The following is a 24,948-nucleotide window of genomic DNA, read 5'->3' as shown; positions in this document are numbered from 1 at the left end:
GCGCGCTCCGGCGCCCGCGCTGAGGCGCACGCCCCGGCGCCGCCGTCCGGCTGCGCGGTGAATTCGCAGTAATCGTGCCCCGAAGTCCATGACTTCGGGGCACTTTGCCGTCCGTGCGCGAATTCCTCCTTTCCCGGGCGCCTCGGCGGATCCGCCGAAAGGGCCTTTCCGGGATCACGGCTTCCTGTGCGGAATGACAGTCGGCGCCGCTGGGACCGGCCGGTAGCGTCCATGGGGACTCCCCTGTTCCGGATTCTTGTCCGCCGACGGAATCGGCCTGCCCGAAAACGGCCGCCACCGTCCGTCCGCTTCCCGCCCGTCCGCCCGCCCCCAGGGTGCCGCTGATGGACCCCCCTTGACGGCCGCGCGGCCGTCGGCTTACTTTGCTTCCGCATACCAAAACTACTCTTCCGCATCGTGGAATCGCTCGCATACGGGTGGACCTGCGGGACGGAGGAGGACCCCGACCTCACGGGCCGACCGCAGGAGTAACCCGATGCCTCGTATGACAGCCGCCCGCGCGGCGGTGGAGATCCTCAAGCGCGAGGGCGTTGACGTCGCGTTCGGCGTTCCCGGCGCGGCCATCAACCCGTTCTACGCGGCCCTCAAGGCCTCCGGGGAGATCCGCCACACGCTGGCCCGCCACGTCGAGGGCGCCTCGCACATGGCCGAGGGCTACACCCGGGCCAAGGCCGGCAACATCGGCGTCTGCATCGGCACCTCGGGTCCGGCCGGCACCGACATGATCACCGGCCTGTACTCGGCGATCGCCGACTCGATCCCGATCCTGTGCATCACCGGCCAGGCGCCGACCGCCGTGCTCCACAAGGAGGACTTCCAGGCCGTCGACATCGCCTCGATCGCCAAGCCGGTCACCAAGGCTGCGACCACCGTCCTGGAGGCCGCGCAGGTCCCCGGCGTCTTCCAGCAGGCCTTCCACCTGATGCGCTCCGGCCGTCCGGGCCCGGTCCTGATCGACCTCCCGATCGACGTCCAGCTGACCGAGATCGAGTTCGACCCCGAGACCTACGCGCCGCTGCCGGTCTACAAGCCGTTCGCGACCCGCGCCCAGATCGAGAAGGCGATCGGCTTCCTGCTGGAGTCCGAGCGTCCGCTGATCGTCGCCGGTGGCGGCATCATCAACGCCGACGCCTCCGCCCTGCTGGTCGAGTTCGCCGAGCTGACCGGCACCCCCGTCATCCCGACCCTGATGGGCTGGGGCATCATCGCGGACGACCACGAGCTGAACGCCGGCATGGTCGGCCTGCAGACCTCGCACCGCTACGGCAACGCGAACCTGCTGGCCTCGGACTTCGTCCTCGGCATCGGCAACCGCTGGGCCAACCGCCACACCGGCAACCTCGCCGTCTACACCGAGGGCCGCAAGTTCGTCCACATCGACGTCGAGCCGACCCAGCTCGGCAAGATCTTCGCCCCGGACTTCGGCATCGCCTCGGACGCCAAGGCCGCGCTGGAGCTGCTCGTCGAGGTCGCCAAGGAGCTCAAGGCCGAGGGCAAGCTGCCGGACCGCGCCGAGTGGGCCGCCGCCACCCAGGAGCGCAAGGCCACCCTGCAGCGCCGGACCAACTTCGACAACGTGCCGATCAAGCCGCAGCGCGTCTACCAGGAGATGAACAAGGCGTTCGGTCCGGAGACCCGCTACGTCACCACCATCGGCCTGTCCCAGATCGCCGGTGCGCAGATGCTGCACGTCTACAAGCCGCGCCACTGGATCAACTGCGGCCAGGCCGGCCCGCTCGGCTGGACCATCCCGGCCGCGCTGGGCGTCGCCACCGCCGACCCGGAGACCCCGGTCGTCGCGCTCTCCGGTGACTACGACTTCCAGTTCATGCTGGAGGAGCTGGCGGTCGGTGCGCAGCACAAGATCCCGTACGTCCACGTGCTCGTCAACAACGCGTACCTGGGCCTGATCCGCCAGGCGCAGCGCAACCTCGACATCAACTTCCAGGTCAACCTGGAGTTCGAGAACATCAACTCCCCGGAGCTGGGCGTCTACGGCGTCGACCACGTCAAGGTGGTCGAGGGCCTGGGCTGCAAGGCGATCCGGGTGACCGAGCCGGACCAGCTGCTGCCCGCCTTCGAGCAGGCCAAGAAGCTGGCCGCCGAGTTCCGCGTCCCGGTCGTGGTCGAGGCCATCCTGGAGCGCGTCACCAACATCTCGATGGGCGGCGCGGGCATCGACGCGATCAACGAGTGGGAGGAGCTCGCGACCGAGCCCGGCCACGCGCCCACCGCGATCAAGCCGCTGACGGTCTGACCGACCGCCGCCCGAGCGCCCCGGGGCCCGGTACCGCCGTCACGGCGGTACCGGGCCCCGGGGTTTCCCGGCTGTCAGCCCGCCCTGCGGACCAGAACGAGGGCGGCACCCAGCAGCAGCACGACCGCCGGAGTTCAGCGGACGGCGGTCCGGCGTTCGGCGCGCGGGTACTCAGGCGCCGAGCTGCCAGATGGTGTGGTGGCTGCCGAGGACCGAGATCGCGAGGATCACCAGGTCGGCGGTGCCGAGCGCGAGTCCGAGCAGGGCGCGGCCGCGACGGCCGGTCCGGCGGGCCAGGGCGAGGCCGCTCAGGACGATGGCGCAGGGGCCGAGGACGAGGTTGAAGATCAGCAGTCCGAGCAGGCCGAGGACGAAGGACGCGACGGCCATCTGGTCGGCGTCCTCGGTGGCCTGGTGGTTCATCGGGAAACTCACGGCGGGACTCCTCTTACTTCTTTACGTCTTCAGGGTCTGCTGGTCAGAGCGGGCGCTCTTGGTGCCGGCGGGTCCGGGCGAGGCCCTCGCGCGCTCCGAAGGCGAGCAGCCAGAGGGCGATCGCGGCGGAGGCGGTGAGGAAGACCGGAAGGGAGGTGTGGATGGCGGCCCCCGCGAGGAGGCCCATGGCGACGATGACGACGAGCAGCATGACCGGCCCTTCATGGTTGACGGACGTTCCGGCGGTTGAGGAGTTTCGGCGATCACTTGGGATGACAAGTGTTCGCTGACTTCTTCACTCTACGCTGGCGCAACTCGGCAAACAGTTGTTTACTGAATGACGTGAGTCACACCCCAGGGGTCAGACAGGCCCAGAAGCAGCAGAGTCGGCGCGCCCTGATGGATGCGGGCCTGCACCTGCTGGAGCACCAGAACCTGAGCAGCCTCGGCATGCGCGAGGTGACCCGCGAGGCGGGCATGTCGCCGGCCGGGTTCTACCGGCACTTCCGCGATCTCGCCGAGCTCGGGGTGGCGCTGGTCGAGGAGTCGCTGGCGAGCCTGCACGCGATGATCCGCGCCACGCTCGCCGAGCAGGGGGAGGCCGAGGCCCGGATCGACCGCACGGTCGAGGTGATCGCCCGGTACGTCCGGGAGCACCGCGCGCACGCGCGGTTCCTCGCCCGGGAGCGGCACGGGGGAGTGCGGCCGGTACGGGAGGCGATCGCCGCCGAACTGCGGCGCTTCGCCGAGGAGGTGGCCGGGGCGCTCGGGGCGCAGCCGGAGTCGGCGGGCTGGAGTCCGGAGGACGTCCGGATGCTCGCCGAGCTGTATGTCGACCACATGGTGTCGACGGCGGCGGCGTTCCTGGACGCCGGGCCGGACGGGCCTGGGATGGACGGGTCCGGCTCCGAGGGGCCTGGGGCGGGCGGACCTGGGTCGGACGGGTCGCGGGAGGGGTGCGAGGGCGAGGCCGAGCGGCGGATCGCCCGTACCGCGCGGATCCAGCTGCGGCTGATCGGCGTGGGGCGCCGACACTGGCTCGACTCCTGACCCCGCTGTCGGCACTGGTCCGGCCCCTCCTTTCGACGCGGTATCGACGGGTCAACTGGCAATTCGTGCAACAGTATTGACATGGCGGCATGTCCACGCCAGGTTTGGGGAAACCCCCACACCGAGAGGCACTCTCATGAAGAAGCCGCTCATCGGCGCGTTCTCCGCGTTGCTGCTGGCCGGGGCCACCGCCCTGGCCGGCGCCGTTCCCGCCTCCGCCGCGACCGTCGCGACAGCTCCGGCGAAGGCTGCCCCGGCCGTCACCGTGAACTTCGCCGGTACGGTGGCGCTCGACGACTGTTCCGGCTCCGTGGTGCGGATGCCGAACTCCGTCGCGTCCGACCCGGCGCTGGTCCTCACCAACGGGCACTGCCTCGAAACCGGCATGCCGGGCCCGGGCGAGGTCATCACCGACCAGCCGTCCAGCCGCACGTTCACACTGCTCAGCGCCAGCGGTGGCCGGCTCACCACGCTGCGGGCCAACAAGGTCGTCTACAGCACGATGACCGACACCGACGTGACGCTCTACCAGCTGACCACCACCTACTCCTCCATCAAGTCCCGTTACGGCATCAGCCCGTTGACGATCTCGGCGGCCCACCCGGTGGCGGGCGCCGCGATCAAGGTGGTCTCCGGGTACTGGAAGACGGTCTACTCCTGCAACGTCGACGGCTTCGTGTACCGCCTGGAGGAGGGCGACTGGACCTGGAAGGACTCGGTCCGCTACACCTCCACCTGCAACACCATCGGCGGCACCTCGGGCTCGCCGGTCATCGACACCAGCAGTGGCCTGGTCGTCGCGGTCAACAACACCGGGAACGAGAACGGTGAGACCTGCACCGTCGACAACCCGTGCGAGGTCGACCAGAACGGCAACGTGACGGTCCACCAGGGCACCAACTACGCCGAGGAGACGTACGGCATCCCCGCCTGCTTCGCCCCCGGCAACCAGCTGGACCTGACGCTGTCGGGCTGCGTACTGCCCCGGCCGTAGCGGTCCCCCCGGTGTGAACGGGCAATCTGGGCCGGGATCGTCGCCGGGTCACGCCACAGCGGTCTCCTGAACGGGCCACCCGACCGGGTGGCCCGTTCTGCGCGGTCCCTGGTCGAAGATCTGAATCAGTGGTTCAATTCTTGGTGTGGCATACCGACGTACCCCAGCCGTACAGGCCCGGCTCGACGCGCAGCGCGAGGCGGTGCTGCGGGCTGCCGTCGCGCTGCTCGGCGAACGGGGCTACGCCCGCTGCTCGATGGCGGCGGTGGCCCACCGGGCCGGTATCGCCACCGGCAGCATCTACCAGCACTTCGCCAACAAGGCCGAGCTGTCGGCGGAGCTGTTCCGCACCGTCGTAGGCCGCGAGGTCGCCGCCGTCACCGAGGCAGCCGCCCGGGAGACCACCCCGCACGGCAAGATCACGGCCGTCATCGAGACCTTCTCCGCCCGGGCGCTCAAGGCGCCCCGGCTGGCGTACGCGCTGCTCGCCGAGCCCGCCGAGGCCATCGTCGAGACCGAGCGGCTGGTCTTCCGCCGGGCCTTCCGCGACCTGCTCGCCGAGCAGATCGCCGACGGCGTCGCCACCGGCCAACTCCCCGACCAGCCGCCCGAACTGACCGCCGCCGCCCTGGTCGGCGCGGTCGGCGAGGCGCTGGTCGGCCCGCTCGACACGGGGTCTCCCTCGGACGACCTGATCCCCGCCCTGGTCTCCTTCGCCATGCGCGCCCTGGGAGACCCCACCCAAGGAGGACGCGATGCCGCCGACGCATGAGGTCACCAACCAGGTGCCCGACCCGTACGGTCACGACCAGGCCGAGGACCCGACCCTGCTGGCCGCCCTGCACCGGGCGGGCGCGGGCTGGGCCGAGCCCGAACTGCATGCGCTCGGCCGGCTGGCCGGTACCGCCGAGGCCGCCGAGTGGGGCCGGCTGGCGAACGAGAACCCGCCCGTCCTGCGCACCCACGACCGCTACGGTCACCGGATCGACGAGGTCGAATTCCACCCGGCCTGGCACGAGTTGATGCGTACCGCCGTCTCGCACGGCCTGCACGCCGCGCCCTGGCGCGACGACCGCCCCGGCGCGCACACCGCCCGCGCCGCCAAGTTCTACCTCTGGGGCCAGGTCGAGGCGGGTCACAGCTGCCCGATCTCCATGACGTACGCCGCCGTCCCGGCGCTGCGCGCCACGCCCGAACTCGCCGAGCGGTTCGAACCGCTGCTGGCCTCCCCCGAGTACGACTTCGGGCTGCGCGCGCCGGCCGGCAAGCGCGGCCTGATCGCCGGGATGTCGATGACGGAGAAGCAGGGCGGCTCGGACGTTCGGACCAACACCACCAAGGCCACCCCGCACGCCGACGGCACCTACCGGCTGACCGGCCACAAGTGGTTCACCTCGGCGCCGATGTCCGACCTCTTCCTCACCCTCGCCCAGGCGCCGGGCGGGCTGAGCTGCTTCATGCTGCCACGCGTGCTGCCCGACGGCACCCTGAACCGGCTGATGCTCCAGCGGCTCAAGGACAAGCTGGGCAACCGCTCCAACGCCTCCGCCGAGATCGAGTACGACGGCGCGGTCGGCTGGCTGGTCGGCGAGGAGGGGCGGGGCGTGCGGACCATCATCGAGATGGTCAACATGACCCGGCTCGACTGCACGCTCGGCGCCGCCTCCGGGATGCGGCTCGGCGCCGTCCGGGCGCTGCACCACGCCACCCACCGGCGGGCGTTCGGTGCCGCGCTGGTGGACCAGCCGCTGATGCGCAACGTGCTCGCCGACCTGGTGGTCGAGTCCGAGGCCGCGACGACGGTGGCACTGAGGCTGGCCGCCGCCACCGACGGCTCGCTGGCCGGTGACGAACAGGAGACCCTGGTACGCCGGTTGGGCCTGGCCGTCGCCAAGTACTGGGTCTGCAAGCGTGGCCCGGCGCACGCCGCCGAAGCGCTGGAGTGCCTGGGCGGCAACGGGTACGTCGAGGAGTCCGGCATGCCCCGGCTCTACCGGGAGGCGCCGCTGGTCTCGGTCTGGGAGGGCTCGGGCAACGTCGCCGCGCTGGACGCGCTGCGTGCGATGGCCCGGCAGCCCGCCACCGTCGAGGCGTTCTTCGCGGAGGTCGGGCAGGCCGCCGGCGCGGACCGCCGGCTGGACGCGGGCATCGCGGAGTTGCGCAAGCAGCTCGGCGACCTGACCGAGCTGGAGTACCGCGCCCGGCGGCTGGTCGAGCTGATGGCGGTCACCTTCCAGGGCTCACTGCTGGTCCGGTACGGCGACCCGGCGGTGGCCGACGCCTTCTGCGCCTCCCGGCTCGGCGGCGACCACGGCGGCGCGTTCGGCACGCTGCCGGCCGGGGTGGACACCGAAGCCGTCCTGGCCCGGGCCCGGTATGTCTGAGCCGGGCATGTCTGAGTCCGGCATGTCTGAGTCCGGCATGTCTGAGCCGGGCATGCCGGAACGCGGTATGCCCGGCTCCGGCGGAGTCAGGTCCTTCTGGCAGGAGTTGGGACTGCCCGGGCTGATCGACGTGCACACCCACTTCATGCCCGCACAGGTGCTGGCGAAGGTCTGGGCCTACTTCGACGCGGCCGGTCCGCTGACCGGCCGCCCCTGGCCCATCACCTACCGCGAGGAGGAGGAGCAGCGCCTCGCCCGGCTAAGCGAGTTCGGCGTCCGCGCGTTCACCGCGATGCTGTACCCGCACAAGCCCGGGATGGCCGCCTGGCTGAACGCCTGGTCCGCCGACTTCGCGGCCCGCACCCCGGACTGCCTGCACACCGCGACCTTCTACCCCGAGCCCGGCGTCGAGGAGTACGTCGCGGCGGCTCTCGCCCAAGGCGCGCGGGTCTTCAAGGCCCATGTCCAGGTGGGGGCGTACGACCCGGCCGACCCACTGCTGGACGGCGTCTGGCGCCTGCTCGCCGAGACCGGCACCCCGGTCGTCACCCACTGCGGCTCCGGCCCGGCTCCGGGCAAGCACACCGGCCCGGACCCGATCGCCACGGTCCTCGCCCGCCATCCCGAACTCCCCTTGATCGTCGCGCACATGGGCCTCCCGGAGTACCAGGAGTTCCTCGACCTCGCCGAGCGGTACCCGCGCGTCCACCTGGACACCACGATGGCGTTCACCGCCTTCACCGAGGAGCAGTCCCCCTTCCCGCCCGCCCAACTCCCGCGCCTGCGAGTCCTCCAGGACCGCATCCTGCTCGGCAGCGACTTCCCGAACATCCCCCACCCCTACGTCGAGGCGCTGCACTCCCTGGCCGGACTCGGCCTCGGTGACGACTGGCTGCGGGCGGTCTGCCACGACAACGCGGCCCGGCTGTTCGGTCTGTAGGAGGGGACGCCGGGGCCGACTCGTACGTACGGGGTTCGGGTGAGGTGAGGGGTCAGCGGCCGGGTCGGAGCGGAGACGGTCCGGCCTCGGGCGCGCGGTCGATGAACCGGGGGTCGGCGGTCCATTCGCACCCGCCGCCCACCGGCCGGAGGTAGATCCGGCCGCCCTGCCGGTCCTGGTAGCTGCCGAGCCGCCCGGTCCGGGTGTCGCGGACCAACTCTCCGACCCTGGTCGGCAGGTAAGGGGAGGCGAGCGGCCGGGCGGCCGGATCCACCGGATCGTCGGCCGGGTACAGGTCGGCGACCTTGAGCCCGGTCTCCGGCCGGCCGTCACAGGCGTCGGCGCCACACCTGCACGGCGCCAACATCCGGTTGAACAGGTTGTCGGATGTCTGACCAGTTGTCATGGCTGTCACCTCGGTGATCTCTGTGCGTCCCGCGTTCCTCGCTGTCCGTGACCCAAGCGTCGCGCTCCGGCGCTAGCCTGGGAAGGAGCGCCATGTTCGCAATGGCGTTGCGAACATGGGAGGTTCGAACACTCGTGGTAGCGCAGGAGCGAGAACTCCAACCCGGGCGATCGGTCAGGGACCTCTTCGGCTTCCAGCTCCGGGTACATCGCAAGAGACGTGGGAAGTCCCTCGCCGCACTTGCGGTCGAGATCAACCGCAGCAAGACGGTGCTCTCCAACATCGAAACCGCCGACCGCAGCATCCCTCCGGAACTTCCCGCCGAGCTCGACGAGTACTTCGAGTCGGACGGGATCTTCACGGCCCTCTATCCGCTGGTCTGCCTGGAGGGCTTCCCGGACTGGTCCCGCCGGTTCATGGAGCTGGAGGCGTTGGCCTCGACGCAGCGGAAGTTCGCAAACGGTGCATTTCCCGGACTGTGGCAGACGAGGCGGTACGGCAAGCGTCTTCTGGAACTCGGCCTACCGAGAGCCACCCCTGACCAGATCGAAGAACGTTGGTCGGCACGAGAGAGCCGACAGGCTCTCCTGACCAGAGACGAGCCACCGCACATCTGGGTAGTGCTGGACGAGGTGACCATGCGTCGGGCGGTTGGCAGCCCTGAGACGATGCGCGAGCAGATCAGTCACGTTCTGGACCTGACCGACGGCCCGAACGCGGTGGTCCAGGTCCTGCCATTCTCCAGTGGTGGGCACGGCTCGATGGCTGGTTCCATCACGCTTCTGGACTTCCTGGACGCTCCCCGGGCGGCGTACGTGGAGGGCTACGTGGTGGGTCAGCTCCTCGAATCCCCGGAACAAGTGGCCGAGACCTCGTTGAACTACGATTTCATCCAGGCAGCAGCTCTGCCGCCCAAGGAGTCGAGGACATGGCTCCGACGCGTCATGGAGGAGTTCCGAGTATGAGCACCGCCTGCACCCCCGACCTGCACGCCGCCGAGTGGTTCAAGAGCACCTACAGTGACGCTCAGGGCCAGGGCGACTGCGTCCGGGTGGCCACGAACTTCGCCTCGACCCACGGCGCTGTCCTGGTCGGTGACACCAAGGCTCCAGGGGTGCACTTCTCCGTGTCGTCCGAGGCCTGGTCCGCGTTCGTGGCTGCCACCGTCCGGGGGGAGTTCGGGGCCGTCTGATCGGCCGTTGGCTCCCTCCGCGTCGGTTGTCGGACCTGCCCGATAGGTTCCGGGCATGAGCGATGTCGAGAGCGCGGTCGGGCGGATCACCCCGCGACAGTTCCACCAGGCGGCCGGGGTCGAGGACTGGCGGGTGCTGGGCGACGGGGCGGTCGCGTTCTTCCGTACGGAGTCGTTCGCGGTCGGGGCGCGGTTCGCGCAGGCGATCGGTGAGCTGGACGGCCTCGCGGAGCAGCACCCCGCTGTGGACCTGCGGTCCGAGGGGGTCACGGTGCGCCTGGTCACCTGTACGGACGAGGTCTTCGGGATGACCGGGCGGGAGGTCGACTCGGCGCGGCGGATCTCGGCGGTGGCAAGCGAGTTGGGGCTGGTCGCCGACCCGTCGGTCCTGAAGACCGTGCAGGTCACGGTCGACGCGCTGGCCGGGCCCGAGGTGGTGGAGTTCTGGCGGGTCCTGCTCGGCTACCGGCACCGCGCCGGCAGCCCGGAGGACCTGGTCGATCCGCAGGGTCGCGGGGCGCCGTTCTTCTTCCAGCAGCTGGACGAGCCGCGCCCGCAGCGCAACCGGGTCCACGTCGACGTCTGGCTGCCGCAGGACCAGGCCGAGGCCCGGGTGGCGGCGGCGATCGCGGCCGGTGGGCGGCTGGTGACGGACGAGTTCGCCCCGTCGCACTGGGTGCTGGCCGACCCCGAGGGCAACGAGGCGTGCGTCGGCACGTGCGGCTGGACCGGGCCCGAGCCCACCGGCCGAGCGGTCTGACGGAGGGCGGGACGGCTGCACGCGGCTGCGGTGGCCCACCAGGGGCGGGGCCACCGCAGCGTACGGAATGCGGGAGAGCCGAGCGTCTCGCACGCGGTCAAGCACGCGGGGGTGGTGCTTCCCGGAGCCGCGAGCGGTCAGGCTCCGGTGGTCGAACCCGGGCGGATCACCATCATCACGACCACCACGGCCCACAGCAGGTTGAACACCCCGGCCGTCATCGGCAGCAGCCGCAGGCCGCCCGTCGCCCGGGTGCGGTCCTCGCCCGCCGGCTCGGCGCCGCTCTGCAGCGCGTCCACGACGGCCTGCTGGGCGGGCAGTACGAAGAGCATCAGCGTGGCCGCCGCGAGCACCGTGAGCACGATCGAGACGATCAGCCAGGTCTGGCCGATGATGCCCATCACCTGCGCGGTGCCGACGCCCATCAGCGGCACCGCGATGCCCAGCAGCGCGTAGATCTGGGTGATCCGGTGCAGCAGCCGGACGGAGGCCGCCGCCGAAACCTGCTCGGCGCCCTCTGCGCCGGCGGCGAGTGCGGCCTGCGCGCGGCGCGGGAACATGCTGACGGCGACGGCCACCGGGCCGATGAACAGCACCGAGGCCAGGACGTGCAGGCTCAGCAGGAACTTGGCCATGGGGGACACCTTTGCGGGCGGTGGGGCGGCGGGACAGCCGACGGCTGACCGGGGACTGGGCCGTTCTGGTGATCCTGGCCCCCGGCACGCTAACACCCGCTTATCCCCGCTCCGGAGCCGGGCTGCGGAGCTCCCGGGCGACCCCTCCCCGGACGGAAAGCCCCGAGGCCCGGCCCCCGGCCCCCCGGCCCCCCGGGCCGGCGGCCCCGGCCGTGGACCGTCCGGGCGGATCTGCGGCGGTGTGCGGCGTGGGGGCGGTGCCGTGCCGGGGGCGGGACGTTGACTGACCCGGGTCAGCTGCCCGGCTCCGGCCGGGGCCGGCTCCACCCGGAGGAGGAAGAGTGCGTCGCGGCACGCCGAACCGCCCTGCCCAGCAGAATCCGACCAGGCTCATTCGGATGGGGGTCGTCGCCGCTCTGGCGCTGGTACCGCTGGCCGTCGTCGTCCCGGGCTCGGCGGCGCCGCTGACGCCACCGCTCGGCCCGTGCAGCGGTCCGGCCTGTCCGGGCCCGTACCCGCCGCCGAACAACGGTGACTTCGCCGGCCGCGACGCCACGATCAACGTGTTCACCGGTGGTGACTACACCGCCCGGGGCCGGGCCGCCGAGGTGGAGGGCAAGGTGGTGACCCTCGGCAACCTGACCGTCGACAAGAACGGTGGTGGGGCCTTCAACATGGCCGTCGTCGGCGTCGGCTCCCGGGTACCCCCGCCGGACGACACCGACTTCGTCACCGTGGGCGGCGACCTGACCGTCCGGCCGGGCAACACCGTCTACATCGGCGGCTCGGACTCCAAGGGCGTGGCCTGGGGTCACCTCCGGTACGGCGGTACCGTCACCGGCACGGTGAACATCACGCCCGACGGTAGGCAGATCAAGGACCCGGCCGCGGCCGACAAGTACCGGCCGGTGCTCAAGACGATCGAGGACCTGTCCGCCTGCGCGGGCAAGGCGACGGCGACCGGTACCGTCACGCTGACCAGCAGCGAAGCCACCTTCACCGGCGACGGCACCAGCATGCGGCAGATCTTCGACGTCACCGGCAACCTGGGGACGGCGACCCGGCAGATCGGCCTGGTCTTCGCCGGCATCCCCGCCGGGGCCACGATCGTGGTCAACATGCTCGCGGCCGACGCCCTGATCAACACCTACACCGGCACCGGGAACCCGGGGGACCAGCTGACCGAGCTGCGGCCCAGGCTGATGTGGAACTTCCCGACCGCGACCGACGCCAGGATCACCGGCGGCGCGCAGTTCCAGGGCTCGATCCTGGCGGGCAACCCGGCCGGCACCATGACGCTCTCCCAGCCCGGGGTGAACGGGCGGGTCTACCTCGCGGGCAACCTCATCCAGGAGGGCAGCGGCGGGTACGAGCTCCACTCCTACCCTTTCACCGGCGACATGCCCGAGTGCGAGGAGCCCACCCCGACGCCGACGCCCACGCCCACGCCCACACCCACGCCGACCCCGACCCCGACCCCCACCCCGACCGGGACACCGACCCCCACCGCCTCCGCGACCACCCCCGCACCGTCCGTCTCCCCGAGCCCCGGCCCCGAACTTCCGGCCACCGGCGGCGGTATGACCATCCCGGCCGGCCTCGGCGCACTCGCCCTGGTCACGGCGGGCGGCACCGCCGTCTGGATGGCCCGTAAGCCCCGCAAGTCCCACAGGCACCGCTGACCCGGAGGGCGCATGGGGTCCCCCCGGCCGAAGGCTGGGGGGAGCGCGAAGCCGCGCGCACCCGGAGGTACCGGTGCCGCCCCTCCCGTGACACGCAGCCCCCCGCGCCCCCTTTGGCCTGTGCATGGTGAACGAAAAGTGCGAGATTGGCCGGAACCGGTGCATGGAGCCCGGTACCGTGCGACCATCGGTGGCCTCTGAGATGCACGCCTCTGAGATGCCATCAGGCTGAACGCACTGGGGGAGTCGTGGACTACGCGGAGTTCCTCACCGCCGAAGGTGCCGTCGTCCGGGTCGAGGGCGCCGGGGTGCGGGCCGAGGAGTCGTACGGGATGCAGCCGGTCGGCCGCAGCGGGGCGGTCGGGCGGGCCTCGGAGACCTTCGAGGAGGCGCTCTCGGGCGTGCGGGCCGCCGCCGAGTCGGCGCTCGCGGTGTTCCGGGGCGGCAGCCTCGCGCCGGACGAGGTGGAGATCGAGTTCGGGGTCAAACTCTCCGCCGAGGCAGGGGCGTTGGTCGCCCGGACGGCGGCCGACGCCCATCTGACCGTCAGACTCTCCTGGTCGTCCGGACGAGATCCGCAGCCCTGACGGCGGGCGCGTCGATGCAGGACGTGCTCTGGCTCGCCCGGGTCACCACCGACGGTCCGGCGCCGACCACCGGGGCCGGCATCCTGGTCTCCGACCGGCAGGTGCTGACCTGTGCCCATGTGGTCCACGGCCGGCAGCGGGCCGTCGTCCGGCTGGTCAACCGGCCCGACGACCCCGAGCTGTCGGCCACCGTCGTCCGGCGCGGCCCGTGGCCGGACCGCCCGGGCGGCGCCGGGGACGTCGCCGTCCTCGAACTGGACCGGCCCGTCCCCGCGCACGCCGCCGGTCCCGCGCGGTTCGCCGCGCTGCACAGCTGGTCCGGGCTCCAGGCGCCGCAGCTCGCCGCGTACGGCTTCCCCGCCGGGCACGACGGCGGACTGAGCAGTGAGATCCGGCTCACCCGGGGCGGTTTCCGGATCGGCGGTGAGCTGGTGCAGTTGGAGCACGAGGGCACCGGGATGCCGCTCTCGCCGGGGTTCAGCGGCGGGCCGGTGGTGATCGCGGCGACCGGCGAGGTGGTCGGCCTGGTGACGGCGGCGCAGGACACGCTCTGGCGCGGGTCGGACGAACGGGCCCGGCCGGCCGTCCGGCTCGGCCAGATGCTGCCCGGCGAGGCGCTCGCCCGGTACGTCCCCGAACTCGCCGAGCACCTGCCGGGGGCTGCCGTGGCGCCCTCCGCCGTACGGGAGTTGAGGATGCTGCTGGCCGATGCGGAGGTGGCCGCCGACCCGCTGGAGCTGTACCGGGCGGCGGTCGGCAGTCTCGGCTGCCCGGATCCGCCGACCCGGCCCGGCAGCCTCTGGGAGGTCTGCTGGTACCTGCTCTCCGAGGTGCCGCGCCCGCCCGACCGCCCGCATCCGGTGGTGGACTTCGCCGGGCTGGCCGCCGAGGCGGCGGGGGAGGGGCCGCTCCGCGAGGGCCTGCGCAGCTGGCTCGACGGGCACCCCGACCGGCCGGGCGGCGGCGCCGGGCGCGGCGAGGGCTGGCGGCCGATCCTGGTGGACATCGGGCCGAGCGGCGCCGGGCCCGGGATGTTCCATGTCGCGATCTCCACCATCCGCGACGGGGTGCTCGGCGAGCCGCACGCCAGTACGGTGACCAGGCCGCGCCTGCAGACCTTCGTCCGGGACCGGATCGACCGCGAGCTCGGGCAACTGGAGCCGGACGGAGCCGAGTTGATCATATTCGCGCTGCCCAGGAGGTGGCTCACCCAGCCCGTCCACAGCTGGACCCGCCGCCGGGCCGACTTCGGCCCGCTCGGCGCCGACCACGCGGTGGTCGTGGTGGACCAGCAGCGCCGCGCCGACCCGGCGGACCGCCGCCAGCTGGAGATCAAGTGGGCCCCGCTGCGCGGTGCACAGGGCACCGTCCTGCACGTGGTCCAGTGCACCGGCGTCCACGACGGCCGCAAGCTGTACCACCGCCTGCGCCCGGGGGAGCGCACCGAAATCCCCGCGCTCCCCGGGCCGCCCAAGGGCCCCCCGTACGAGCCCCTGCTCGCCGCCGCCCTCAAGGCCGGGGCCCCGGTGGTGCTCTGGCAGCAGTGCGCCTGCGCCACCGATCACACCCGCTCCGACACCTGCCGCAGCGCGCGATTCCTTGCCAGACTTGCAGAGGAACTGGCCGACGTCCCACCGGTCGATCTGCCGCGCCGGATCAAGGAGTTGCGCCATCAGGCGGAGGAGAGCGACGACCCGGCCGGGCACTGGGCCGACGGTCTCGTCCTGCTCTGGGAGGACCCGGAAGTACTGCCCAGCCCGCACCGGCCCTACCGGGTCGTCCCGACCGCCCGCCAACCCCGCCGCCCGGCGGGCCAGTAGCAGGAGAGTCCGCACCATGCCCCTGACCCCGATCTACCGGGGCGCCGACGCGCCGCACGACGGACTCTCCGCGCTGCCCGCCCCACCGCCCTGGCGCGCCTTCGACGGCGGCCCCGCCCTCGACCCGCCCACCGGCCCGGCCGACTCCGGCGCGGCCCCGGTCTGGCACCGCGCCAGCACCTTCCGGCCCACCCCCGAGACCGTCGAACTCGTCAATGCCGCCCTCTACCTGCGGCGCCCGCTGCTGGTCACCGGCCCGCCGGGCAGCGGCAAGTCCAGCCTGCCGTACGCCGTCGCCCGCGAACTCGGCCTCGGCCCGGTGCTGCGCTGGAACATCACCAGCCGCAGCACCCTGCGCGACGGCCTCTACCAGTACGACCCGCTCTCCCGCCTGTACGCCGCCAACCAGGCCGGCCCCGACCGCCAGGGCGCGGGCCTGGACGAGCACCTGCGGCTCGGCCCGCTCGGCACCGCCCTGCTCCCGTACGGCCGGCCCCGGGCGCTGCTGATCGACGAGATCGACAAGGGCGACCTGGACCTGCCCAACGACCTGCTGCACGTGCTGGAGGACGGCCAGTACGAGATCGACGAACTCGTCCGGGCCGCGCCGCAGCAGCCCGAGGCCCGGGTGCTCACCGCCGACGGGCACGGCCGGGCGCCGGTCAGCGGCGGGCGGGTGCGCTGCCGGGCCTTCCCGTTCACCGTGCTGACCAGCAACGCCGAGCGCGAGTTCCCCGCCGCCTTCCTGCGGCGCTGCGTGGTGCTGGAGCTGCGGCGGCCCGAGGGCGCCGAACTGGAGGCCATCGTCAGAGCCCACCTCCCCGGCACCGACGCCGAGTTGGTGGACGAGATCCTGCGGGTCTTCCTGAGCCGCCGGGAGGACGGCGAACTCGCCACCGACCAGCTGCTGAACGCCATCTATCTGACCTCCCGTTCCGAGTTCGCCGAGACCGCCGACCGCGCCGCACTGGCCGCCCAGGTGATGCCCTACCTCAGCCGGGGCCAGGACGACGATGTCTTCTGACCACGGCGACCCGCCGCCGGACCCGTCCGCCGGCCCCTCACCCAGCGGCCCCCCGCCCATCGGCCCCCCGCCCGTCGCGCCCACCGCCGTCGACCGGCTCAGCGCGCTGCTCGCCGACCTCGGCCGCCCCGATCCCGGGCCGATCGAGCTGGCCGAGGTGCTCTGGCTGGCCGCCCGCAGCGGCGAGCACGGCGCGGGCGCGGACGACCGCCCGGACGCCGACGGGAACGGCGCCCGCCGCCTCGGCGGTGCGGCCGGCCCGGGCGGGGCGGACGGCGGCGCCGACGGCACCGGCCGGGGCTCCGGGCAGTCGCTGCGCACCGCGCTGCACCTGCCCTCCGACGACCCGGCGGACGGGGTGGCGGCCGCCGTCGTGCCCACCCCGAGCGCGCCGATGCTGGCCCGTCCGCTCGCCCTGCAACGCGCGCTCCGCCCGCTGAAGCGCCAAGTCCCCGACCCCAAGCGCTCGTTGCTGGACGAGACGGCGACCGCCAACCGGCTGGCCGAGGCACTGCGCGGGCCGGGCCCGGTGCGCTGGCTGCCGGTGCTGCGGCCCGGCACCGAACGCTGGCTCGACCTGCACCTGATCCTCGACTGCGGCCCGACCATGGCGGTCTGGCAGCCGCTCGCGCTGGAGCTCCGCACCCTGCTGCGGCAGACCGGCGCCTTCCGGCAGGTCGGGCTCTCCCGGCTGGACGACGCCGGCCGGCTGGGCCGGCGGCGCCCCTCCGACGCCCGGACGGCGGTGCTGGTGCTCAGCGACTGCATGGGCCCGCAGTGGCGCCCCGGCGTGCCCGGCCTGCGTTGGCACCGCACGCTGCACGCACTGGCGCGCCGCTGCCCGGTCGCCGTCGTCCAGCCGCTGCCCGAGCGGCTCTGGCAGCTCGCGGCGCTGCCCGCCGTGGCGGGCCTGCTCTCGGCGCCGGAGGCCGGCGTCCCCGACTCGGCGTACGACTTCGCCCCGTTCACCGACTCGTTCACCGGCTCCGCCCGTGGCCGGGGCGAGATCGCCGTGCCCGTCCTGGAGGCGGGGGCCGGCTGGCTCGGCAACTGGGCCCGGCTGGTGGGCAGTCCGGCGGGCGGTCAGGTGGTGGGCTCCGCGTTGCTGCTCGGCCCGTCCCCGGTGCTGCCGGAGCCGGACGCCGGTACGGGTCCGGAGCCGGACGAACTCGCCGCCGAGGAGCTCGTGCTGAGATTCCGCTCGGTCGCCTCCCGGGAGGCCTTCACCCTCGCCGGGCTGACCGCGCTGACCACCCCGGCCCTGCCGGTGATGCGGCTGCTGCAACGCGCCAGCTTCGCCCGGCCGCAGCCCCAGCACCTGGCCGAGGTGGTGGTCAGCGGGCTGCTGAAGGAGCGCGAGGGGCGCCGCGACCACTTCGAGTTCCGGGCGGGTGTCAGGGAGTTGCTGCTCCGGACGCTGCCGCGCTCGACCACCCACCAGGCGGTCGGTCTGCTGGCCAGGGTCGGCGAACAGATCGCCGCCCGGGCCGGGCGGGTGCCGGGCGAGTTCGCGGCCCTCGCCGCGACCGAGCCGGACCACGGCCCGAACTGCACCGTGGTCGGCCCGGGCGGCAGCTCCGAGGCCGCCGGGCCGACGGCCCACACCGGGCCGCCGGCGGTCGCCGCCGAGCGGCACGCCTTCGCTCTGATCAGCCCGGCCGCGCTGCGGATGCTCGACGGCCCGCGCGCGCCCGTCCTGCGGATGGTGCCCGAGCCGGCCCCCGGCCCGGGCGCCGCCCCGGCGCCGCCGAGGCGGCTGCCCGACCCCGCGCGCTCGCGGGCCGTCCTGCTGCTGACCACTTCGCGGGCGGCCGAGGGCGATCCGCTGGGCCCGGAGGACGCCAGAGCCCACGGCGACCTCACCGGCCTGGCGGCGGCGCTGTCCAGCCGGGCCCTGGTCGGGCTGGATGCGGAGCACATCTGGCTCGGCCTCGACGACCCGCAGGGCTTCCTGCGGGCGCTGCGGACGGCCGCGGGCGAGGCCCAGGACACCCTGGTGGTCTACGTCGGCGGCGAGGTGACGACCCTCCCGGCGGAGGGCCTGGTGCTGGGCTCCCGGCCGCCGGGCGACCGCCGCCCGCTGCCCTGGGCCACCCTGCTGGGCCTGGTGTCCGGCAGCCGGGCCGCGAACCGGCTGCTGGTGCTGGACGGCTGGGAGGACGGCGAGCCCGCCGAGCCCGCCGAACCGGTCGGCGCCCAGGAGCCGGTGCACCAGCTGCTCAGCATCCGCCCGCCGGGCGAGCGCTCGCTCGCCGGCCGGCTGAACCAGCTGCTCCGGGACGGCGAGCCGGGCGGCGAGGCGGAGTTGAGCGCGCGCCATCTGCTGCGCGCGCTCCAGGCGCAGGCGGCGGAGGAGCAGCGGACCTCCCGCACCCGGTTCTGGTTCCGGCTGCACGAGCGGTCCTTCCTGCTCTCCCGCAACCCCGCCGCCGCCGCCGCCGGGCCGCCGCCCGTCCTGCCCGCCGTCGGCCGCCGCCCGGGCCGCCGCCCGGCCCCCTCCTCGCACGCCCGCCGGACCCACCGCACCGAACCGTCGGCGCCGTACTTCTTCCTCAGCTACGCCCGGCAGGCGCAGCCGTACGCCATGGTGGAGCAGCTCTTCGACGACCTCGCCGAGGAGATCCTCCAGCTGACCGACCTGCCCGAGGCGGCGCCGGCCGGTTTCATGGGCCGCCGGGACGAGCAGGATCCGCTGCGCCCGGCGGCCGAGGCGCTGGCCGTCTGCCGGGTGTTCGTGCCGCTCTACTCGCCGGGGTACTTCCTGGACGAGCGCTGCGGCAAGGAGTGGTCGGCCTTCGAGCAGCGCCCGCGCGGGGCGGGCTGGTCCAGCGGTATCGTCCCGGCGCTGTGGGCGCCCGTCCGGCGGGCCGAGCTGCCGGAGGTGGCGAGCCGGTTGCAGTACGTCGACAGCCGGGTCGAACTCTACGAGTCCGAGGGGCTGTTCGGCCTGGCTAAGGCCGGGCCGCCGCGTGAGCGGTACGAGTTGGCGGTGCACCGGCTGGCCACCCGGATCGTGGAGGTCGCGCACACGGCGGGCATCCCGCCCGGTCCGCCGCCGGACTGGGACACCCTGGTGAGCGCCTTCGCTACGTCACCGCCCCCCGGCGGTTGAACCGCTCGGCGCGCCACTCGCCGGACTCCAGCACCTCGGCGAGGTGGTGCGCCGCGTCCCAGACGTCCCGGTAGCCGACGTACAGCGGTGTGAAGCCGAAGCGCATCAGGTCCGGTGCCCGGAAGTCGCCGATCACGCCGCGTTCGATCAGCGCCTGCACCACCGGGTAGCCGTCGGGGTGCCGGAGTGCGATCTGGCTGCCCCGGCGCTCGCTCGCGCGCGGGGTCGCCACCTCCAGCTTCAGCGGCTCGACCAGTTCGACGAACAGGTCGGTCAGGGCCAGGCTCTTGGCCCGGACGGCTTGGAGGTCGGCCCGCTCCCAGATGTCCAGGCTCGCGCCCAGCGCCACCTGCCCGAGCATCGACGGCGAGCTGGTGAGGAACTTGCCGATGCCCGGCAGCGGTTCGTACCCGGGCTCGAAGTCGAACGGGCGGGCGTGGCCGAACCAGCCGCTCAACGGCTGTGCGGCGGCGGCCTGGTGGCGCTCGGCGGCGTACAGGAAGGCGGGTGAGCCGGGGCCGCCGTTCAGGTACTTGTAGGTGCAGCCGACGGCGAAGTCCACACCGCAGGCGTCGAGTTCGATCGGCAGCGCGCCGACCGAGTGGCAGACGTCCCAGATCATCAGGGCCCCGGCCTGCTGGACCCGCCGGGTGATCCCGGCCATGTCGAGCAACTCGCCCGTGCGGTAGTCCACATGGGAGAGCAGGACGACGGCCACGTCCTCGTCCAGCATGCCGTCCAGGTCGGCGGCCGACGGCAGCAGGACGCTGCGGGTGCCCTCGACCAGGCCGGTCACGCCCTCGGCGATGTACAGGTCGGTGGGGAAGGCAGCCTGCTCGGCCAGCACCGTGCGGCGTCCCGGGCGCAGCCGCAGCGCGGCGGTGAGCACCTTGAACAGGTTGACGGAGGTGGTGTCGCAGACCACCACCTGGCCGGCGGCGGCCCCGACCAGCGGGGCGATCCGGGCGCCGAGGGTGTGCGGCAGCGCGAACCAGCCGGCGTCGTTCCAGCTGCGGATCAGCTGTTGGCCCCATTCGACCTCGACCAGCTCGCGCACCCGCTCGGGGGTCCGGCGCGGCAGCGCGCCGAGCGAGTTCCCGTCCAGGTAGATCACGCCTTCGGGCAGCGCGAACTCGGCCCGGAAGCCGGCCAGCGGGTCGGCGGCGTCGAGCGCCGCGCACTCCTCACGGGTACGGGTCACAGTGCGTTCCTCACAGTTCGTTCCGTACGGTCCACAGCTCGGGGAAGACGTCCTGGTCGGCCGACTGCTTCAGCCAGGTCAGGCCGCTCGACCCGCCGGTGCCGGGCTTGGCGCCCATCGTGCGCTTGACCGAGGAGTAGTGCCGCTGGCGCCACCGGGTGACCCGCTCGGCCGTGTCCAGCAGCGCCTCGCCCAGGCGGGCCGCCTCGGCCAGCGCGGGGTCGGTGTACACCTGGCGCCAGGCGGCGACAACCTCCTCGCTGGCCCGGTAGCGCCCGGTGCCGGGCTCGTGCGGGACGGGCAGGCCCCGCCGGGCGAGCAGCGCGAGCGCCTCGTCGTAGAGGCTGGGGGCGTGCAGCGCGGCGGTCAGGTCGCCGTGCACGGCGGCGGAGCCCTCGTACATCTTCAGCAGCGACTCGTTCTTGTTGCCGAGCATGAACTCCAGCCGCAGGAAGGCCGAGGACTGGAACCCGGAGGCCTCGCCGAGCACCTCGCGGAAGGCGGTGAACTCGCCCGGGGTCATGGTGGCCAGCAGGTCCCAGGAGCTGATCAGCACGTCCTGGACGTGGGTGCCCCGGCGCAGCGCGGCGAACGCGGCCGTCAGGTCGTCCTCGCGCAGGGCGTGCTGCGCGGTGGTCCACTCGTGCCGCAGCAGGTCGAAGAGCAGCTCCATCACCTGGGTGGTGATGATGAACGACAGCTCGGCGTCGACCTTGCTGCGCGGGTGCTGGAGGCTGTGCAGCGTCTCCAGCCGGACGTACTGCGCGTACGGCGTGCCGATGTCCGGCTCCTCGTCCGGGCCGAACGACAGCCTCGGGGTACTGACACTGTCCTGACCCATCACGATTCCTCCTGAAGTCTCCCGGTCCGTCACCGGGCGGCGGACCGGCACTATTGTGCGGCGGTCCGGTCCCGTCTTGAATGGGCAACGGGCACCGGATCGCGGGGCCCGCCTTCCATTCAAAAGGTCTTTACGGCTTTCGGCCTTGCAGACCGAAAACAGCCGCTGGAAACATCAGGAGTTCCGATGGATGCCGTCGACCGCCTCTTGCTCGCCGAGCTGCAGAACGACGCCAGGCTCTCCTTCAACGAGCTGTCCCGCCGGGTCAACCTCTCCTCGCCGGCGGTGGCCGAACGGGTCCGCCGGCTGGAGTCGGAGGGCGTGATCAGCGGCTACCACGCCCACGTCGACCTCGCCCGGGCCGGGCTGGCGGTCACGGCGCTGGTGCAGATCCAGTGCTACGGGCCGCGGTGCGTCCTGCGTGACCCGTCGGTGGCGGCCTGGCCGGAGGTCCAGCAGCTGCACCGCGTCACCGGCGGGGCGTGCTGCGCGCTGCTGGTCGCGGTGTCCGGCATGGCCGAGTTCGAACAGCTGATAGACCGGCTGGCCGTCTACGGCCAGCCGTCCAGCTCGATGATCCTCTCCAGCCCGGTCCCCTGGCAGCCGGTCGTACCGTCCTGACCGGCGGGAGCCCCCGTCAGTGGGTGCTGTTCGGCAGGTGGACGCCGAGGCCGGACAGGCCGTTCAGGAAGAGCTCGACGCCGACCGCCGCCAGCAGCAGGCCCAGGAGCCGCGAGAGCACCTCCAGCGAGGTCTGGTGGGTGCGCCGCAGCAGGCGGGAGAGCAGCAGGACGCAGACGCAGTTGATCGCCACCACGGCGACGTACGCACTGGCGATGGTGCTGTGCCAGGACCAGGTGTCCTTCTCCAGCGACTCGACCAGCACGGCGGTGATCGCCAGCGGGCTGGCCACGTACGGGAGCATCAGCTCGCGGACGCCCTCGGCCAGCGGGCCGGCCAGTTGGCCCTCGTCGTCCTCGGCGCTGCCGCTGCCCAGATGGATGCCGAGCACCAGCGCGACGGCGTAGATGAAGAAGATCACGCCGCCGGCGAGCTGGAGGGACTCGTCGCTGATGTGGAAGAAGGTGGTGAGCCAGTCGGCCGTGTAGGCCATCGTCACGCCGACCACCGCCGACACCAGGGTCGTCACCAGAGTCAGCTTGCGCAGTTCCGCACTGGTCCGGGTCTTGGCCACGTGGGCGAACGCCAGCAGCACCTTGGGCGGCCCGACCACGGCGAAGAACGTCACGAAGGCGCTGCTGAGATTGAAGGCGGACATGAGCCAAGCATGCTTCAGCCAGGGCGCGGCGGCGGGCCGCCGCGCCCTGGCACCGGGACGGCGGCCCGATCAGCCGATGACGGCCTGGGCGTCGATCTCCACCAGCATCGCCTCGTGCGGCAGCTCGACGAAGACGGTGGTGCGGCAGGGCTTCACGCCGCCGGCTGGGACGTGCCGGTCGATGAACTCGCCGTACACCTCGTTCATCGCGGCGAAGTCCGCCCGCCGCGTCAGGTAGACCCGGAACATCACGACGTCCTCGACGGTCGCGCCGCCGGCCTCCAGCACCGCGAGGACGTTCTCCAGCGTCCGCCGGGTCTGCGCCTTCACGTCGCCGGGGTACAGGTACTCCGAGGTCGCCGGGTCCTGCGGGCCCTGGCCGGACACCTGGAGGATCGGGCCCTTGCGGACGCCCTGGGAGAACACCCAGGCGGGGGCGGGGGCGCCGGTGGTGCGTACTTCGGTCTTCATGTCCGTCCTTCTGGTCGGTTTCAGTGTGCGGCGAGCCCGCAGTCGGCCGAGACCGCCGCGGCCGTGGCCCGCAGGTCGGGCAGCAGCGCCAGGACCTCCGGGTAGCCGAGCAGGACGTCCGGCACCGAGAGCGAGACGGCGGCCACCACCCGCCCGGTGACGTCCCGGACGGGGGCCGCGACGCAGTTCACGAACGGCTCGTGCTCGGCGCGGTCCTGCGCCCAGCCCTGGGCGGCGACGGTCGCGAGCTCGGCCAGCAGCGCCTCCGGGGTGGTGAGGGTGTTCGCCGTGAACGGCGTGAACTCCACTGATCCGACCACCTGCTGACGCACCGTCAACGGCAGGTCGGCCAGCAGCACCTTGGACACCGCCGCGCAGTGCAGCGCCGCCCGCAGCCCGATCCGGGAGTACATCCGCACCGGCTGCCGCGAGTCGTACTTGTCGATGTAGACCACCTCGCCGCCCTCGTAGGCCGCCAGGTGGACGGTCTGCCCGGTGGCCGCGTTCAGCTCGCGCAGGTGCGGGGCGGCGACCGCGCGGATGCCGCGCTGCTCCAGGGCCAGCCCGGCCAGGGCGAACAGCTGCGGGCCGAGCCGGTAGTGGTGGGCGGCGTCGCGCTGGACGATCCGCTCGTCCTCCATCGGGCGCAGCAGCCGCAGCACGGTGCTCTTGTGCACGTCCAGAACGGCGGCCAGCTGCTCCAGGGTCCTTTCGCCCTCGCCCAGTTCGGCCAGCAGCCGCATCGCCCGGGCGACGGTCGAGCTGCTCACCGCCCACCCGCCGGGTGGAAGCCGGCCGCGTCGACGGTGACGGCCGCCCAGCCGGCCGCGTCGGCCGCGAGCAGCCGGCCGGTCAGCCCGGCGGGCGGCGCGGGCGCGAGGTCGCCCGCCGTGGTCAGGGCAGCCGCGGCCGACAGGTGGCCCAGCCGCAGCCGGGCCTGCTCCGGCAGGCCGCGCAGCGTGCCCGCCAGGTACCCGGCGGCGAAGGCGTCCCCGGCGCCGGTCGGCTCCAGCACGCTGACCCGCAGCGCGGGTTCGGCCGTGGTGGAGCCGTCCTGGGCGATCGTGGTGGCGCGGTGCCCGTCGTCCTTGAGCACCAGCACGCCCGGCCTCGGCAGCAGCTTGCGCAGCGCCGCCGGGTCGTCGGTGCCGAGCACCTCGCGGGCCTCGTCGGCGCCGAGCAGCACGATGTCCGAGGCGTTCATCAGGAAGCGCAGCGCCTGCCGGTCCCGCCCGGCCCAGAGCGCAGGGCGCCAGTTGAGGTCGAAGCTGACCAGGCGGCCGGGCACGGCCAGCAGGGTGCGGACCAGGCGGTGGCAGCTGTCGGAGAGCGCGGAGGTGATCCCGGTGAGGTGGACCAGCTCGGCACCGGCCAGCAGCGCGGCGACGGCCGGCTCGGCGAGCAGTTCGGGGCCCATCGCGGCGGCGGCCGACCCGCGCCGGTAGTAGTGCAGCCTGCTGCGCCCGGCGCCCAGGTCGTGCGGGTGGTCCGCGCCCGAGCCGGTCTCCTTCACGTAGAGGCCGGTCGGCCGGGCCGGGTCGTACCCGACCGCCGAGGTGTCGACCCCGTGCGCGGCGATCTGTTCGACCAGGCGGCGGCCGAAGCCGTCCGCACCGACCCGGCTGACCCAGGCGGCCGGCACGCCGAGCCCGGCCAGCCCGCAGGCGACGTTCGACTCCGCGCCGCCGTAGCTGTGGCGGAAGCTCTCGGCCTGCTCCAGCGGCCCGGCCGGCTCCGGGATGAGCACGGCCATCGACTCGCCGAGGCAGACGGCGGCGGGAGGGGTCACCTGGGTGCTCCTGAGGTCCGGATCGGGGTGCGGTGCGTTGACCAGTGGTCTGGACCTGAGGTTAGATC

General features: G+C 73.0%; 25 protein-coding genes. 15 read left to right on the top strand and 10 right to left on the bottom strand.

The window, feature by feature from the left end; translation table 11 throughout:
- The first annotated feature begins 496 nt into the window (after positions 1-496).
- Positions 497-2,278 carry a glyoxylate carboligase gene (gene gcl / locus ABD330_RS24965; protein ID WP_344468225.1) on the top strand — a complete coding sequence of 594 codons (1,782 nt, stop codon included), beginning with the start codon at positions 497-499 and terminating at the stop codon, positions 2,276-2,278.
- A 171-nt stretch (positions 2,279-2,449) separates the two neighbouring features.
- Here gcl and ABD330_RS24960 read toward each other — a convergent pair whose 3' ends face one another.
- Positions 2,450-2,701 carry a DUF4190 domain-containing protein gene (locus ABD330_RS24960; RefSeq protein WP_344468248.1) on the bottom strand — a complete coding sequence of 84 codons (252 nt, stop codon included), beginning with the start codon at positions 2,699-2,701 and terminating at the stop codon, positions 2,450-2,452.
- A 55-nt stretch (positions 2,702-2,756) separates the two neighbouring features.
- Complete coding sequence (locus ABD330_RS24955; protein WP_344468224.1) at positions 2,757-2,924, bottom strand: hypothetical protein; 168 nt, start codon at positions 2,922-2,924, stop codon at positions 2,757-2,759.
- A 131-nt stretch (positions 2,925-3,055) separates the two neighbouring features.
- Between ABD330_RS24955 and ABD330_RS24950 the strand changes: the two genes are divergently transcribed.
- From ABD330_RS24950 to ABD330_RS24930, 5 genes are all read left to right on the top strand, one after another.
- A complete protein-coding gene (locus ABD330_RS24950) occupies positions 3,056-3,763 on the top strand; it encodes a TetR family transcriptional regulator (RefSeq protein WP_344468223.1) in 708 nt (235 codons plus the stop codon).
- Between the two features lie 136 nt (positions 3,764-3,899).
- Positions 3,900-4,757, top strand: coding sequence for a trypsin-like serine peptidase (locus ABD330_RS24945; RefSeq protein ID WP_344468222.1), 858 nt, complete (start codon positions 3,900-3,902; stop codon positions 4,755-4,757).
- 145 nt (positions 4,758-4,902) lie between these two features.
- Positions 4,903-5,529: a TetR/AcrR family transcriptional regulator gene (locus tag ABD330_RS24940; protein WP_344468221.1), complete on the top strand. Its 627-nt coding sequence runs from the start codon at positions 4,903-4,905 to the stop codon at positions 5,527-5,529.
- Positions 5,513-7,141, top strand: coding sequence for an isovaleryl-CoA dehydrogenase (locus ABD330_RS24935; protein ID WP_344468220.1), 1,629 nt, complete (start codon positions 5,513-5,515; stop codon positions 7,139-7,141). Before ABD330_RS24940 ends, ABD330_RS24935 begins: the two co-directional genes overlap by 17 nt.
- Positions 7,142-7,178: 37 nt before the next feature.
- A complete protein-coding gene (locus ABD330_RS24930; RefSeq protein ID WP_344468219.1) occupies positions 7,179-8,081 on the top strand; it encodes an amidohydrolase family protein in 903 nt (300 codons plus the stop codon).
- Between the two features lie 52 nt (positions 8,082-8,133).
- Here ABD330_RS24930 and ABD330_RS24925 read toward each other — a convergent pair whose 3' ends face one another.
- On the bottom strand, positions 8,134-8,487 hold the full coding sequence (locus ABD330_RS24925) for a hypothetical protein (RefSeq protein ID WP_344468218.1): 354 nt from the start codon (positions 8,485-8,487) through the stop codon (positions 8,134-8,136).
- A 92-nt stretch (positions 8,488-8,579) separates the two neighbouring features.
- Here ABD330_RS24925 and ABD330_RS24920 point away from each other — a divergent pair, with 92 nt between their 5' ends.
- Genes ABD330_RS24920 through ABD330_RS24910 form a run of 3 tightly spaced genes read left to right on the top strand, consistent with a single transcriptional unit; the run spans position 8,580 to position 10,439 of the window.
- The gene (locus ABD330_RS24920; RefSeq protein WP_344468217.1) at positions 8,580-9,452 is read left to right on the top strand and encodes a helix-turn-helix domain-containing protein; all 873 of its coding nucleotides are present in this window, start codon (positions 8,580-8,582) and stop codon (positions 9,450-9,452) included.
- A complete protein-coding gene (locus ABD330_RS24915) occupies positions 9,449-9,679 on the top strand; it encodes a DUF397 domain-containing protein (protein WP_344468216.1) in 231 nt (76 codons plus the stop codon). The genes ABD330_RS24920 and ABD330_RS24915 overlap by 4 nt, the downstream gene beginning before the upstream one ends.
- Before the next feature lie 55 nt (positions 9,680-9,734).
- Positions 9,735-10,439: a VOC family protein gene (locus ABD330_RS24910; protein ID WP_344468215.1), complete on the top strand. Its 705-nt coding sequence runs from the start codon at positions 9,735-9,737 to the stop codon at positions 10,437-10,439.
- A gap of 137 nt (positions 10,440-10,576) precedes the next feature.
- Here ABD330_RS24910 and ABD330_RS24905 read toward each other — a convergent pair whose 3' ends face one another.
- Positions 10,577-11,074, bottom strand: a complete 498-nt coding sequence (locus ABD330_RS24905; protein WP_344468214.1) for a DUF2269 family protein — start codon at positions 11,072-11,074, stop codon at positions 10,577-10,579.
- 398 nt (positions 11,075-11,472) lie between these two features.
- Here ABD330_RS24905 and ABD330_RS24900 point away from each other — a divergent pair, with 398 nt between their 5' ends.
- The 5 genes from ABD330_RS24900 to ABD330_RS24880 all read left to right on the top strand — a co-directional run bounded on the left by ABD330_RS24900 (position 11,473) and on the right by ABD330_RS24880 (position 19,299).
- Positions 11,473-12,756 carry a choice-of-anchor A family protein gene (locus ABD330_RS24900; protein ID WP_344468213.1) on the top strand — a complete coding sequence of 428 codons (1,284 nt, stop codon included), beginning with the start codon at positions 11,473-11,475 and terminating at the stop codon, positions 12,754-12,756.
- 248 nt (positions 12,757-13,004) lie between these two features.
- Positions 13,005-13,343 (top strand): CU044_2847 family protein, encoded by a 339-nt coding sequence (locus ABD330_RS24895; RefSeq protein ID WP_344468212.1) that lies wholly within the window; start codon positions 13,005-13,007, stop codon positions 13,341-13,343.
- 14 nt (positions 13,344-13,357) lie between these two features.
- Entirely contained in the window at positions 13,358-15,163 is a 1,806-nt protein-coding gene (locus ABD330_RS24890) for a VMAP-C domain-containing protein (RefSeq protein WP_344468211.1), read from the top strand.
- Positions 15,164-15,179: 16 nt separating this feature from the next.
- Positions 15,180-16,187 (top strand): AAA family ATPase, encoded by a 1,008-nt coding sequence (locus tag ABD330_RS24885; protein ID WP_344468210.1) that lies wholly within the window; start codon positions 15,180-15,182, stop codon positions 16,185-16,187.
- Positions 16,177-19,299: a TIR-like protein FxsC gene (locus ABD330_RS24880; protein ID WP_344468209.1), complete on the top strand. Its 3,123-nt coding sequence runs from the start codon at positions 16,177-16,179 to the stop codon at positions 19,297-19,299. Before ABD330_RS24885 ends, ABD330_RS24880 begins: the two co-directional genes overlap by 11 nt.
- Here the strand turns inward: ABD330_RS24880 and kynU are convergent.
- Together kynU and ABD330_RS24870 are read right to left on the bottom strand one after the other, a co-directional pair.
- Positions 19,274-20,500, bottom strand: a complete 1,227-nt coding sequence (kynU, locus tag ABD330_RS24875) for a kynureninase (RefSeq protein WP_344468208.1) — start codon at positions 20,498-20,500, stop codon at positions 19,274-19,276. The two genes, ABD330_RS24880 and kynU, sit on opposite strands and share 26 nt — an antisense overlap.
- Before the next feature lie 10 nt (positions 20,501-20,510).
- Positions 20,511-21,341 (bottom strand): tryptophan 2,3-dioxygenase, encoded by an 831-nt coding sequence (locus tag ABD330_RS24870; RefSeq protein ID WP_344468207.1) that lies wholly within the window; start codon positions 21,339-21,341, stop codon positions 20,511-20,513.
- 186 nt (positions 21,342-21,527) lie between these two features.
- Between ABD330_RS24870 and ABD330_RS24865 the strand changes: the two genes are divergently transcribed.
- Positions 21,528-21,962, top strand: a complete 435-nt coding sequence (locus ABD330_RS24865) for an Lrp/AsnC family transcriptional regulator (protein WP_344468206.1) — start codon at positions 21,528-21,530, stop codon at positions 21,960-21,962.
- Between the two features lie 16 nt (positions 21,963-21,978).
- Here the strand turns inward: ABD330_RS24865 and ABD330_RS24860 are convergent, their stop codons facing one another.
- From ABD330_RS24860 to ABD330_RS24845, 4 genes are all read right to left on the bottom strand, one after another.
- On the bottom strand, positions 21,979-22,620 hold the full coding sequence (locus ABD330_RS24860) for a MarC family protein (protein WP_344468205.1): 642 nt from the start codon (positions 22,618-22,620) through the stop codon (positions 21,979-21,981).
- Between the two features lie 69 nt (positions 22,621-22,689).
- Positions 22,690-23,091: a RidA family protein gene (locus tag ABD330_RS24855; protein WP_344468204.1), complete on the bottom strand. Its 402-nt coding sequence runs from the start codon at positions 23,089-23,091 to the stop codon at positions 22,690-22,692.
- Between the two features lie 20 nt (positions 23,092-23,111).
- On the bottom strand, positions 23,112-23,861 hold the full coding sequence (locus tag ABD330_RS24850; protein WP_344468203.1) for an IclR family transcriptional regulator: 750 nt from the start codon (positions 23,859-23,861) through the stop codon (positions 23,112-23,114).
- Positions 23,858-24,880 (bottom strand): sugar kinase, encoded by a 1,023-nt coding sequence (locus ABD330_RS24845; RefSeq protein ID WP_344468202.1) that lies wholly within the window; start codon positions 24,878-24,880, stop codon positions 23,858-23,860. Before ABD330_RS24845 ends, ABD330_RS24850 begins: the two co-directional genes overlap by 4 nt.
- Positions 24,881-24,948 lie beyond the last annotated feature (68 nt).

Origin of the sequence: Kitasatospora kazusensis, from assembly GCF_039529945.1 — a bacterium.
Taxonomy (GTDB): Bacteria; Actinomycetota; Actinomycetes; order Streptomycetales; family Streptomycetaceae; genus Kitasatospora; species Kitasatospora kazusensis.
This window is presented reverse-complemented; position numbering and strand designations above follow the sequence as displayed.

What these genes read in the sequence shown, in the direction of transcription:
- ABD330_RS24890 (WP_344468211.1), top strand. Translation starts at nt 13,358, where the DNA reads ATGCAGGACGTGCTCTGGCTCGCCCGGGTCACCACCGACGGTCCGGCG.
- ABD330_RS24885 (WP_344468210.1), top strand. Translation starts at nt 15,180, where the DNA reads ATGCCCCTGACCCCGATCTACCGGGGCGCCGACGCGCCGCACGACGGA.
- ABD330_RS24930 (WP_344468219.1), top strand. Translation starts at nt 7,179, where the DNA reads ATGTCTGAGCCGGGCATGCCGGAACGCGGTATGCCCGGCTCCGGCGGA.
- ABD330_RS24865 (WP_344468206.1), top strand. Translation starts at nt 21,528, where the DNA reads ATGGATGCCGTCGACCGCCTCTTGCTCGCCGAGCTGCAGAACGACGCC.
- gcl (WP_344468225.1), top strand. Translation starts at nt 497, where the DNA reads ATGCCTCGTATGACAGCCGCCCGCGCGGCGGTGGAGATCCTCAAGCGC.
- ABD330_RS24880 (WP_344468209.1), top strand. Translation starts at nt 16,177, where the DNA reads ATGTCTTCTGACCACGGCGACCCGCCGCCGGACCCGTCCGCCGGCCCC.
- ABD330_RS24900 (WP_344468213.1), top strand. Translation starts at nt 11,473, where the DNA reads ATGGGGGTCGTCGCCGCTCTGGCGCTGGTACCGCTGGCCGTCGTCGTC.
- ABD330_RS24945 (WP_344468222.1), top strand. Translation starts at nt 3,900, where the DNA reads ATGAAGAAGCCGCTCATCGGCGCGTTCTCCGCGTTGCTGCTGGCCGGG.
- ABD330_RS24955 (WP_344468224.1), bottom strand. Translation starts at nt 2,924, where the DNA reads ATGCTGCTCGTCGTCATCGTCGCCATGGGCCTCCTCGCGGGGGCCGCC.
- ABD330_RS24925 (WP_344468218.1), bottom strand. Translation starts at nt 8,487, where the DNA reads ATGACAACTGGTCAGACATCCGACAACCTGTTCAACCGGATGTTGGCG.
- ABD330_RS24905 (WP_344468214.1), bottom strand. Translation starts at nt 11,074, where the DNA reads ATGGCCAAGTTCCTGCTGAGCCTGCACGTCCTGGCCTCGGTGCTGTTC.
- ABD330_RS24960 (WP_344468248.1), bottom strand. Translation starts at nt 2,701, where the DNA reads ATGAACCACCAGGCCACCGAGGACGCCGACCAGATGGCCGTCGCGTCC.
- ABD330_RS24915 (WP_344468216.1), top strand. Translation starts at nt 9,449, where the DNA reads ATGAGCACCGCCTGCACCCCCGACCTGCACGCCGCCGAGTGGTTCAAG.
- ABD330_RS24860 (WP_344468205.1), bottom strand. Translation starts at nt 22,620, where the DNA reads ATGTCCGCCTTCAATCTCAGCAGCGCCTTCGTGACGTTCTTCGCCGTG.
- ABD330_RS24920 (WP_344468217.1), top strand. Translation starts at nt 8,580, where the DNA reads ATGTTCGCAATGGCGTTGCGAACATGGGAGGTTCGAACACTCGTGGTA.
- ABD330_RS24910 (WP_344468215.1), top strand. Translation starts at nt 9,735, where the DNA reads ATGAGCGATGTCGAGAGCGCGGTCGGGCGGATCACCCCGCGACAGTTC.
- ABD330_RS24935 (WP_344468220.1), top strand. Translation starts at nt 5,513, where the DNA reads ATGCCGCCGACGCATGAGGTCACCAACCAGGTGCCCGACCCGTACGGT.
- ABD330_RS24855 (WP_344468204.1), bottom strand. Translation starts at nt 23,091, where the DNA reads ATGAAGACCGAAGTACGCACCACCGGCGCCCCCGCCCCCGCCTGGGTG.
- ABD330_RS24870 (WP_344468207.1), bottom strand. Translation starts at nt 21,341, where the DNA reads ATGGGTCAGGACAGTGTCAGTACCCCGAGGCTGTCGTTCGGCCCGGAC.